Here is an 11,643-nt window from a genome sequence, read left to right as displayed (position 1 = left end):
AGCCCGGGATGAGTTTCGGGGGGCGGTTCTTTTACTTGCTCTTTAGCGAGTAGCGCGTGCCCCAGCCCGCCTCGAACGTGCCGGGTTTTTCCGGAAGCGCGGAGGTGCCAGATGCCACGGTTATCGCTGCCGGCTTTGCCCTGGCGAACAATGCGGCTAATGACGGAACGCCGATCCGGTCGCCCTGCCACTCTGCGATGTTCTCGGCCTTGATCGGCACCCGAATCAGATTGAACGTCTTCATGCTACAGCTAGCCACATCCTCGCTCGTCTGCTTGCAGGCGTCATGATCGACGGCAACGCTGGCACCGTCGAGGATGAATCCGTCCGCGAAAACGACGTCGCCCTTGCCCACCTTGAACGTCGCAAACGGACGAGAGAGTTCAGTCGTTACGACCAGGCCGCCCACCTGCTTATCGAGCTCCACTTCCTTGTAGCCAGCAGAATCCACTTGTTCCGCGTACTTGCGGGTCGCCACGTCGAAGCCCATGCACCCCCCCGTCGTTGCGCTCATGAGCGCGCAATACGTCTCGGTATAGGTTTTGGTCTGGTATTTGGCGTCCTGCCACACTTGCGTCTTGTAGTACTCAGTATCCTTTGTCGCCTTGAATGAGGCGGTGCCGATAGACGGCCTGTCGGACCACGCCTTTGCGCTCATGTCCGGCATCGGCGCGCGACGGACTTCGGTACTCGTCCCTTTTAGTTCATAGGCGCCAGGATCGACGATAAAGATCGTGTAGTCGGATTTGCCGTTTCTGGATAACGCGTAAACATAGCCATCCAGGCCACGCTCGATCATGCTCCAGGTAGCGCCGACACGAATCATTGCGGCGGGATCATCCGCACGCCGCCACTCAACCATCGCTGTGTGATCCAGCCAGAAATTGACCAGTTGTTCCTCGCGGAGCTGGTCGACGCTCATGTCAGGGTACTTCTTGAGAAATCGCAATACGGGCATGACGACGAACGCCTTGCCCGCGTGCTCCGCGCGCTGGAAGAGTGCGTCCTTGCCCTGACGGCTGCGCTCGCCCTCGTCGCCAAACTGTGGATCCACGTTCTTCTTGAACGGATTGTTGAACATGGGTGTCTTTTTGAGCTGTTCCGGTAGCGCGGGCATCTTGCCTGTCGCGGCGGCAGCGAGCATGGAGCAAGCTGCGTATTTGAGTATGTCCCGCGTGCCTTGTTGCTTTCGCCAAGGGCGGATCACCAGCGATGTCGCGCCCATTTCCCCATCGAACTCGACACGCATCTCAAGTGGAGCGTAACGCGGCACCGTCACTTTCGACGGTTCGGCAAACATGGGGCCAAGCGCGATGATATCCACAATGCCCTTCGAACCGCGGTATTCCTCGTGCGCGATCCTGGTGTCGGGTATCTTGCCAAGGAACGCCTTGAGGCGAGCTATGGCGCCGTGCGTGTCTTCGCCGGACGATGTGAGTGTCCAGGTACCGTATACGGGCAGCGTCCCACCGATGAAATCGGGCACTTCTGTGAAGTTGGCTTCGCAAAGCTGGGTCGATTCTTCGGGGGTGTACGGAACCGGCAGAGCGCCGCCGCCTGCTGGGGCGGTGCTCTCGGGTACCGCCGGTGTGCCCGATGATTCGCCGGCGTATGCGTGAGCGGCCGGCGCCAGGCACAGGAATGCGACTCCCAAGCCAAAGTAGAGCAAGGAGCGCATACGAGCGCTCGCATTACGAGGAGCGTAAAACATCATACTGTCCTTGTTCCCTGATGATTGGATCGCCATGCCGGCGTCCGTCGATTGAACACCACAACCGTCGAGCAGACAAGTAAAGGCCAATTCTCGGTAGGCATACCGTGATGCAGGCCCCACTAGCCGGACCGTCGCCGACGCTCAGGGCGCCGGACCTGGCCTTTTTTGTGTGATGCCATATTGGTGCGCTTCGATCATCGTGCGCATCAGCACAACAAAAAGATCCGCACTGAACAGCGACAGCGTGTGCACGCTCCACAGCGTGTGGCCGTAAGCGTCCAACAGTCGCAACGAACCGTCCGGACCACCTTCGTCGAGCTTCGCGATGTCCGCGATGGAAAAGTGCTGCCCGTCGATATCGACACCCACGCTGCTCAATCGAACGACGGCGTGCGTGACGGCGTGGAACGTCAGCACCTCGCCGGCTTCCAGCGTGCGCAACGCCAGGGGGCCGCGCTCACGCAACTGGCCGCCGATGATTTCGCCGCGCAGATGGAATGCGTCGCCATGGTCGTCGAGCACGTCGACCCACGGATCGTCCGGACCACGGCGAAATGCGAGCGCATCGGCCGGCCCGGACAGTCGCCGACCCGTGCGATAGAGGTGGAGATCGGCCATCGCCATGAACGGCACGAAGACGATTCTTCGCTGCGCGGCACGGCGCACGACGATGCCGTACTGGTGCAGGTCGAGCGCCGTGCCGGATCGCATCGCGAACGACGGAAACAGCCTGCCGATCGCTTGCAGGAGACGATGGCCACGCGTGCGTCCATGACGACTGAGCAGCCGTCCCGGCACGATGTCGGTGGGAACGAGCATGGTCAGAGCGTCTTCTTCAGGTCCTGGATCAAACGGCGTGCGTGCTTGTCCGGCTTACCGTGGGGGCGAAGCAAGGCGCCGCCAGTGAGCCGGCGATCCTCGCGCTGACGCTCGCGTTCGGCGATGCTCTCTTCGGTTTCGGTGTAGAGCTTGCGCGCCTCTGGCGCCGGACCACGCTTTTCGGACAGCGCGGCGACGACCGCCACGAAGCGCTCGTCGCCCCTCGTGATCTTCAGGTGGTCGCCGATCTGCACCGTCTTCGCCGGCTTGCACGCGGCATCGTTGAGCTCGATTTTGCCGCCGACAATCGCTTCCTTGGCCAACGCGCGGGTCTTGAAGAAGCGGGCGGCCCAGAGCCACACATCGGCACGCACGCCAGGGATCGTCGGGGTTTCGGTCATGGGGAAAGTGTGAGGTCGCAGCGGCGCAAAGCCAAGCCTCAGCCCGCAGGCAGCAATAGGTTGCCCAATGGCACCGTGATCAGGCAGAGCAGGATGCCGGCGCCAAGGACGGTGTTCGCCAGACGGGGCTCGAGGTCGTACTGGTCGGCCAGGATCGCCGCGGAGATCATCGGCGCCACGGCAGCCTGCAGGACGCCGACCGTAAGGGTCAGGCCACTGATGCCCGCGGCGATACCGATGCCAAACACCACCAGCGGCGCCAACACCAGCTTCCAACCCAGCCCGGTGACGAGCGCACCCAGCTGATCGCGCTGGAGGTGCAGACGGAACTGAAGGCCGACCGAGAACAGCGCCAGCGGTGTCAATGTCGAGCCGATCTGCAGCATCACTTTCTCGATGCCCGCGGGCCACCCGCCCAGCAGCCCGACGACCACGCCGATCACCAGGCAGACGAAGGCTGGGAAAGTCAGCACACGGCGCACGATGGCAGCCACGCTCGCACCCCGGCCCGAGTACAACGACGCCACCACGATGCCGCCTGCTGCCAGCATCGGAAAGCAACCGAGCTGGTCGGCGATGACCGCTACGGAAAGCCCCGCCTTGCCATGCAGGGCTTCCATCATCGGATAGCCCATGAACGAGGTATTGCCGAGGCCGCAGACCAGGGTCAGGCAGCCGACCCGCGCAGGCGACCACGCGAAAATCCGGCCGAGCGTGGCAAACAGTGCCCATGCCCCGAAGAACGTGACGTACATGCCGACGACCGGGAACCAGAGCCGCGCATCGATCGTGACGTGCGGCACCAGCGCCAGCACGAGCGCCGGCAACGCGATGTTGAGCACCCACCAGTTGATACCGGGGACGATCCCTTCGGGCAACGTGGCGAAGCGCCGGCAGAGGATGCCGAGGGCGAGGCAGGCGAAGAGAATTAGCAAGGCTGACATGGGAGACGACGATAGCAGGCTCTGTGTGGGAGCCGCTTCAGCGGCGATGGTGCAAGCGCAGCCGTTAAAGGTTGACGCGAGCACCCAATCGCCGATGAATCGGCTCCTACATAGAGCATCGCCGCTGAAGCGGCTCCCACATTTAGCCGAGGAGGACGCGGTTCATGCGCTGGACGAAGGCGGCGGGATCGGCGAGCTGTGCGCCGGCGGTGATCTCGGCCTGTTCCAGGAGCAGTCCGGCGATGTCACCGGCCTTGGCATCGTCGGTCTCGGCGGCGAGGCGCTTGACCAGCGGATGCTCGGGGTTCAACTCGAGCACGGCCTTCGACTCTGGCACATCCTGCCCGGCTTCACGCAACAGGCGGGCAAGGTGCGGCGCGAGGTCGAAGTCGGCCAGCGCTAGGCACGACGGCGAATCGGTGAGACGCGCGGAGACGCGAACGTCGCCGACGCGATCGCCGAGCAGGGCCTTCGTGCGCTCGATCAGCGGGGCGGCTTCAGCGGACGCCGCTTCCTGCTTCGCTTTGTCAGCTTCGTCGAGCGGGAACTCGCCCTTGGACACGTTACGCAGGCGCTTGCCTTCGTACTCGGTGAGGTAGCCGAGCATCCATTCGTCGACGCGATCGGACATCAGCAGCACTTCGATGCCCTTGGCCTTCAGCGCTTCCAGCTGCGGGCTGCCGGCAGCGGCGGCGTAGCTGTCCGCGGTGACGTACCAGATGGTGTCCTGGCCTTCGCCCATGCGAGCGATGTAGTCGTCGAACGACACCGTCTTTGCCGCGCCTTCGCCCTTGGTCGAAGCGAAACGCAGCAGCTTGGCGATGCGGTCGCGGTTGGCGGTGTCTTCGACAATGCCTTCCTTCAGCGTATTGCCGAAGCCGGCGAGGAACGTCGCGAACTTCTCCGGCTCATCGCGCGAGACCTTCTCGAGCAGGTCCAGTACGCGCTTGGTGCAGGCGGCCTTGATGCGCTCGAGCTGGCGGTTCTGCTGGAGGATTTCGCGGCTCACGTTGAGCGGCAGGTCGTCGGCGTCGACCACGCCACGCACGAAGCGCAGGTAGTTCGGCAGCAGTTCTTCCGCGGCATCCATGATGAAGACGCGCTTGATGTAGAGCTTGAGGCCCTTGCGCTCTTCACGGCCGCCCATCATCAGGTCGAACGGCGGCTGTTCCGGCACGTAGAGCAGCGTGGTGAAACTCTGGCTGCCTTCGACGCGGTTATGCGTCCAGGCCAGCGCGTCGTTGAAGTCGTGACCGAGCGCCTTGTAGAAGTTCTGGTATTCCTCGTCCGTGATCTCGCTCTTGGGACGACTCCACAGGGCCGACGCCGAGTTGATCGTCTGCCACTCGGTCGGATCGGGCTTGCCATCCTTCTCGGCCGGCATGCGGATCGGGAAAGCCACGTGGTCGGAGTACTTGGTCACGGCCGCGCGCAGCGTCCAGAACTTCAGGAACTCGTCTTCGTCGGCCTTAAGGTGCAGCACGACGGTCGTACCGCGCTCGGTGACATTCATGTCTTCGAGCGTGTATTCGCCCTTGCCATCGCTTTCCCAGCGCACGCCAGCCTCGGTCGGCTCGCCGGCGCGGCGGGTGATGACCGTGACCTTGTCGGCCACGACGAACGCGGAATAGAAGCCGACGCCGAACTGGCCGATCAGGCGCGCGTCGGCCTTCTGCTCGCCGGAAAGGGCTTCGAGGTAACGACGGGTGCCCGAGCTGGCGATCGTGCCGATGTTGGCGACGACTTCGTCCTTACTCATGCCGATGCCGTTGTCGCGCACGCTCACGGTGCGCGCCTCCGGATCCCAGGAAATCTGGATACGGAGTTCCGGGTCGTCGGAGGTCAGGTCGGGGTTGCCGACCGCCTCGAAGCGCAGCTTGTCGCAGGCGTCGGAGGCGTTGGAAATGAGCTCGCGAAGGAAGATTTCCTTGTGCGAGTAGAGGGAATGGGTGACCAGGTGCAGGACCTGGGCGACCTCGGCTTCGAACTTACGTGTTTCCTGGCTCACGGTGCCGTTCCTTCAGGGTGGATAGCCCCCGATTATGGGGGCGGCACGACCCTGAAAAAAGACCGGCGGCTCCCACATTGTTTTACTTGGCGGCCTGCAGGGCGGCGATGCGCTGCTCAATGGGCGGGTGGCTCATGAACAGGCGCTTGAACCCGCTGGCCAGGTGGCCGGAGATGCCGAAGGCCTGGATGGTCTGCGGCAGGCTGGTGTCGCCGTGATTGGCCGACAGGCGCTGCAGGGCCGAGATCATGGAGGCACGGCCAGCCAGGTTGGCGCCGGCCGCATCGGCGCGGAACTCGCGCCAGCGGGAGAACCACGAAACGATGATCGACGCGAACAGGCCGAAGACGATCTGCAGGACCATGACCACGACGAAATAACCGATGCCGCCCTCGCCGTCGCGCTCGCGACCGCCGCTCATCCAGCTGTCGACCACGCGGCCGACCACACGGGCCAGCACGATCACCAGCGTGTTGAGCACGCCCTGGATCAGGGTCAGGGTCACCATGTCGCCGTTGGCGACGTGGCCGATCTCATGGCCGAGGACCGCCGAGACCTGTTCCCGGTCCATCTGCTGGAGCAGGCCGCTGCTGACCGCCACGAGCGCGTTGTTGCGCGTCATGCCAGTGGCGAAGGCGTTCATCTCCGGGGCGTCGTAGACAGCCACCTCGGGCATGCCGATGCCTGCCTTCTCGGCATGGCGGCGCACGGTGTCGACCAGCCAGCGTTCGGTTTCGTTGGCCGGCTGCGTGATCACCTTGGCACCGGTGGTCATCTTCGCCATCCACTTGGAGATGGCCAGTGAGATGAAGGCACCGCCCATGCCGAAGACCGAGGCGAAGACGATCAATCCGGTCAGGCCCATGCCCTTCTGGGCGGCCCACTGATCGATACCCAGCACGCGGCAAACGATGCTGAGAAGAAGGATGACCGCGAGATTGGTCGCGATGAAAAGCCCGATACGTTTGAACATGTCTGTCTCTCTTGGCGGATGGCGTATGGCACCGCCTCAAGCGAAGTTTTCGGGGCGAACGCCGAATGATTCAATCCCCGCAGCCCGCGCCGTTCATGGGATGGCGCCCCAGCGCGGTTCGTCGACTGACGGCATCGCCTACACTGTCGCCCTCGCGTCATGCACGCTGTGAGAAACGTCTCAACTCGTGTTCGGTTACACCCTATGAACTACCGCGGCCGGTTCGCCCCCTCACCCACCGGTGCCCTCCACTTCGGCTCACTGGTCGCCGCGGTCGGCAGCTGGCTGGTCGCACGCCACCACGGCGGTGCCTGGGTGGTTCGCATCGAGGACATCGACCCACCACGTGAGGTGCCCGGATCGGCTGCCGCCATCCTGACCACGCTGGACGCCTTCGGCCTCTCATCCGACGGCCCGGTGATGTATCAGTCCACGCGCGGCGAGGCGTATGAGGCCGCCTTTGCACGACTCAGGGCGGAAGGTTATGTTTTCCCTTGCTGGTGCAGCCGGGCCGATCTGGCGGTCCACGGCGGCATGCACCGTCATGGCCAGTGTGTCGCCGCCCCGGACCCCGACCGGCCGCCGGCGTGGCGCTTGCGCACGCCCGACGACACCATCCACTGGCACGACGACCTTCAAGGCCCCCTGGCCGAGAACCTGCTGGAAGTAGCTGGCGACTTCGTAGTCCGCCGTGTGGAAGGCCTCTGGGCCTACCAGCTCGCCTGCGTCGTCGACGACGGCGAGCAGGGCATCACGCATGTGGTCCGCGGCGCGGACCTGCTCGATTCGACGGCCCGGCAGATCTACCTGCAGCGGCTACTCGGGCTGGCGACGCCCGGCTACCTGCACCTCCCCCTGGTCCTGGACGCTGACGGCAGGAAGCTCTCGAAGTCGGCCGCCGCCTTGCCCGTCGACCCGGCGGATCCCCTGCCCGCCCTGCGGCTCGCGCTCGAACGGCTGGGTGCGAAAGCCCCCGCGGGCCCCGATTCACCCCGTGATCTGCTTCACGCCGCGCTGAACGAGTTCAAGCCTGCGTCGCTCCGCCGCAGTAGTCTTGGGGTCGGTGGAGCGTTATAAGAATCGTTTGCCCGCGCGGCGGGCCTCTATGGGAAACGGGCGAGGATGAAGCAAGGCATTACGCAACGCACGGCACTGGTGACCGGCGGCACAGGCGGCATTGGTACGGCGATCGTGCGCTACCTTGCGCGCCAGGGTCATCGGGTAGCTACCAACTACCGCGACAAGGCCAAGGCCGACGCCTGGCATGAAGACATGATCCGCGACGGTATCGACGTGGTGATGGTCCAGGGCGACGTGGCCGATCCGGTCTCCGCCGCGGCGATGGTTCGCGGCATCGAGGACCTCGCCGGACCGATCGAAATCCTCATCAACAACGCCGGCATCACCCGCGACACCACGTTCCACAAGATGGACTTCCAGCAATGGACGGACGTGGTGAACACCAACCTCAATGCCGTGTTCAATGTCACCCGCCCGGTCATCGAGGGCATGCGCTCGCGCCAGTGGGGCCGTATCGTCCAGATCAGCTCGATCAACGGCCAGAAAGGCCAGTACGGGCAGGCAAACTATGCGGCAGCCAAGGCCGGCATGCACGGCTTCACCATCTCGCTGGCCCAGGAAAACGCGCGCTTCGGCATCACCGTCAACACGGTCTCGCCGGGCTACGTCGGGACCGACCTTGTCATGGCGGTGCCCGAAGACATCCGCTCGAAGATCATCGCGCAGATCCCGGTGGGCCGACTCGGCCGTCCGGACGAGATCGCCCACGCGGTGGCCTTCCTGACCAGCGAGGAATCGAGCTGGATCACCGGCTCGAACCTCGCCATCAACGGCGGCCATTACATGGGTTGGTAAGGCCCACGGGGATCGGGTGACTCAGAGCCGGAGGTCGTCGACCGACGCCGGCTCGTGGATCGCCACCTTGTTGTGATGTGCACGGAACTTCGCCATCACCTTGTACGCCAGCCGGCGCGCGCGCATCACCGAGCCCAACGGCCGATGGGCGACGACACCGTGCCAGGGACTGAAAGCCAGACCGTCGTCGATAGCCGCGCGCCGCGCCTCGTTCCAGGCCGGCTGCGGCGGTACGACGATGCGCGCCACGTCAATATAGGGACTCTTCTCTTCCGGCCACGGCACGGATGCGTCCTCGATCGGCATGGACTCGATATCCGTGCAGAACTGCACGCGCACATCCCACTCGCCACCCTCGGTCGCGAAGTGCTCGATCATCGCGTCGCGCAGGCCGTTCGGTTTACCGTTGACGTTGAGCTCGGCATCCGTGAGCGCGGTGAGGTTGGGTGAGCGCGGCGCGATCGACACCTTGACGACGTATTCGCCGAAGCGCAGCGGCGCCTGGCTGAAGTAGCTATCGCCCAACGGATTCGTCTCGGGCTGTCCGCCGAGTGCGAGCAAGGTGGAGCTCTTGCCACCGAAGGCTTCGACCAGGCGTTCGGTGCCACGGAGCACAGCCGAAAGGGCCTTCTTCGCACCTTCGGCGCGATCGGTGGTCGCCGCGACCAGCTTCAACGTGCCTGCGAACTTTTTCGCTGTCGGTGCGGAAAAGGCCGGGCCATTGACCAGGACGAAATCCTGGGTCACGTCGCCCTCGCTGCCAGGCAGCCTGTCGCCTTCGACGCCGATGACTTTCACCGCCATGCCACGGGGCGTGGAGACGCTGTCGTCGAGAATGTCGCCCGGTACCGTCGACAGCCGCATGACCACGCCATAATGCCCTGCCCTGGCAAAAATCCCCTGGGCGAGTTCGCGCGGCAGATCGTCCGGAACCACTAGCTCACCGGTGAGTAGTGCGTGGCTCTTGGCGTGCACGGAGCGATACGCGTGCTTTTCGTGCTCGAGGGTGGTCTGGTTGATGCCGGTAAGGGTTTCGATCAGCTGTTCGGCCGTCTCGGCCTCATCAGGCTCGACGTGCTCGAGGGAGTCGTCGAAACGAATCGGCGGCGGACTCAGGGAGAGGGGCATGGCGATCTCGAGCGGCGGGGTAGCGTTTTATCCTGCGGCCGCTCTCGTGAAGGCAATGTGGCTCACATCAGCTTGTAACTGAACGTGAGATTCCAGCGCACATCCCGATTCTGTTTCTCCGGCGGCTTGTCGCCTGTCGGCTCCGCCAGCGCGAAATCCACGGTGTAGTGCTTGTTGTCCGACAGCCGCACGCCGATCGCCGCTGAATCGAGCTTGTTGATCAGGGGCCGTCCACCGTTCAGATAGACGCGCGCGGACTGGTACGCCACGTACGGCACGATCGACTTGATCCAGTGCGTTCCCGAGACGAAGGCGCGGTTCACCTCCAGCGACGCTGCCCAGCCGCTGTCGCCCGCGGCGTCACCCGGGTCGTAAGCGTAAGCAAAGCTTGGACCACCGAAGTTGATCTGTTCGGTCGAGGGCAACGCGTCGTTGCTGTACTGTCCGGTGGCGCGAACGACGGTGCCGATCTTGTGCGCCCATTCCTGCGAGAAGGCCAGATTCATCGTGTAGCGCGTGAAGTTGATGTCAGGCATGGCCACGGCAAGCGGTCCGGCCAGGTTGGTCGTTGCACGCGAACTCGCTCCGAAGCCGTCGAAGCCGTGCGCGACCGCAAAGCTGAACTGCTCGGAATGCTTTGCGGCCGTCTTCAGCCATGACAGTTCCGCGTCGAGCACACGTACGCTCGAGCGCAGCGAGATCATCGCGCCCGTATCGGTGTTGCGGTAGCGGTCATCCTGTGTGGACGCATACGCACTCACCGTCAGGTTCAGGCGCTTGCTGTTGGTGAGCACGAGGGGATAGATCGCGGTGAGTGCGAGGCGTTCCTGCGATAGGCGATGATCGAGATACGAGGGCAACTCGTCATCGGTATCCGGGCTGCCCCAGTAGTGACTGCCATCGATGCGGCCTTGCCAACCCTGGGAACCGATCGGTTCGACCCAGGCGGCGGAATAAAGTCGCTGACCGCCACCGTTCGGAAACAAGGTCGATACGCTGAGCTGTTCGCCCAGTGGCGTTGCACCGTTCTCCAGCGCGGTGAAGACACCTTGCGCACCGGGATGGTTGAGATCCATGCCGTAGCTGGCGTCGTAGCGCTGCCGCGTAATAGTCAGGTCGAGCGTGGTCGCTCCATCGGTCGTGGTCGGTGGCGGCACGTTCGCGGCGACCTTGGTGCCCGGCAATTGGCCGAGCAGCTGTGTATAGCGCTCGAACGTATCCTGCCGCAGCGGGCGTTCGTCCACGATGTGCGCCGCCATCGCGCGAATGCGACCTTCGAGATTGCCTGCATCGCCGTGCACGGCCAGGCTCGACACATAGCCTTCGACGACGGTCACCTGGACCACGCCGCCGGAAAACGTCTGGCTGGGCACGAAGGCGAACGAGAGCGCGTAGCCGCGCTTCTTGTACATCGCCGTGACACTGTCGGCAGCCGCGACGAGCTGACGCACGCTCGTGTCCTTGCCGCGCAGGGGCGCGAAGACGGCGGCGACATCGGCGAAGGGAATGGAGCGCACACCGACAACATCGAAACGCGTCGGGGTGAGATGACTGGCGAGAAGCGCTTCCAGTGCCGGGTTAGGCCCCTGCACGTTCACCGTGACCGAAGGCGCCTCCTTGGGCGTTTCCGTTCGCGGCAGGGTCTGGAGTGGATTGGCCGGCGCGCGGACCTGCGCCTGGGTGGAACACACGACGGACATGCCTAGCAGGCAGCCGAGCCATCGATTCATGCAAAGCTCCCTACGAACGATGACCTACACGAGGATCAACGAAGCGCGGGC

At 64.1% G+C, this 11,643-nt stretch carries 10 protein-coding genes; 2 read left to right on the top strand and 8 right to left on the bottom strand.

Annotated features, from left to right (window positions below; translation table 11 throughout):
- Nucleotides 1–31: 31 nt before the first annotated feature.
- The 6 genes from HB634_RS05865 to htpX form a co-directional block, all read right to left on the bottom strand.
- Nucleotides 32–1,747, bottom strand: coding sequence for a hypothetical protein (locus HB634_RS05865; RefSeq protein ID WP_213947903.1), 1,716 nt, complete (start codon nt 1,745–1,747; stop codon nt 32–34).
- A gap of 108 nt (nt 1,748–1,855) precedes the next feature.
- Nucleotides 1,856–2,533, bottom strand: a complete 678-nt coding sequence (locus tag HB634_RS05860; RefSeq protein WP_063571357.1) for a hypothetical protein — start codon at nt 2,531–2,533, stop codon at nt 1,856–1,858.
- Nucleotides 2,534–2,535: 2 nt separating this feature from the next.
- Complete coding sequence (locus tag HB634_RS05855) at nt 2,536–2,934, bottom strand: S4 domain-containing protein (protein WP_063571358.1); 399 nt, start codon at nt 2,932–2,934, stop codon at nt 2,536–2,538.
- Between the two features lie 38 nt (nt 2,935–2,972).
- Nucleotides 2,973–3,878 carry an AEC family transporter gene (locus HB634_RS05850; RefSeq protein WP_213947902.1) on the bottom strand — a complete coding sequence of 302 codons (906 nt, stop codon included), beginning with the start codon at nt 3,876–3,878 and terminating at the stop codon, nt 2,973–2,975.
- A 142-nt stretch (nt 3,879–4,020) separates the two neighbouring features.
- Entirely contained in the window at nt 4,021–5,886 is a 1,866-nt protein-coding gene (htpG, locus tag HB634_RS05845; protein ID WP_213947901.1) for a molecular chaperone HtpG, read from the bottom strand.
- A gap of 82 nt (nt 5,887–5,968) precedes the next feature.
- A complete protein-coding gene (gene htpX, locus HB634_RS05840; RefSeq protein WP_213947900.1) occupies nt 5,969–6,859 on the bottom strand; it encodes a protease HtpX in 891 nt (296 codons plus the stop codon).
- 204 nt (nt 6,860–7,063) lie between these two features.
- Here htpX and gluQRS point away from each other — a divergent pair, with 204 nt between their 5' ends.
- A complete protein-coding gene (gluQRS, locus tag HB634_RS05835) occupies nt 7,064–7,936 on the top strand; it encodes a tRNA glutamyl-Q(34) synthetase GluQRS (protein WP_213947899.1) in 873 nt (290 codons plus the stop codon).
- A gap of 57 nt (nt 7,937–7,993) precedes the next feature.
- The gene (gene phbB / locus HB634_RS05830; protein ID WP_063573618.1) at nt 7,994–8,734 is read left to right on the top strand and encodes an acetoacetyl-CoA reductase; all 741 of its coding nucleotides are present in this window, start codon (nt 7,994–7,996) and stop codon (nt 8,732–8,734) included.
- Between the two features lie 21 nt (nt 8,735–8,755).
- Here the strand turns inward: phbB and HB634_RS05825 are convergent, their stop codons facing one another.
- Nucleotides 8,756–9,862: a catalase family protein gene (locus tag HB634_RS05825; protein WP_213947898.1), complete on the bottom strand. Its 1,107-nt coding sequence runs from the start codon at nt 9,860–9,862 to the stop codon at nt 8,756–8,758.
- 62 nt (nt 9,863–9,924) lie between these two features.
- Complete coding sequence (locus HB634_RS05820) at nt 9,925–11,592, bottom strand: POTRA domain-containing protein (protein ID WP_213947897.1); 1,668 nt, start codon at nt 11,590–11,592, stop codon at nt 9,925–9,927.
- Between the last annotated feature and the right edge of the window lie 51 nt (nt 11,593–11,643).

It is taken from the genome of Luteibacter sp. dw_328 (genome assembly GCF_018449605.1).
Classification (GTDB): Bacteria; Pseudomonadota; Gammaproteobacteria; order Xanthomonadales; family Rhodanobacteraceae; genus Luteibacter.
Note: the sequence above shows the minus strand (reverse complement) of the source record. Positions and strands in the feature narration are given on the sequence as shown.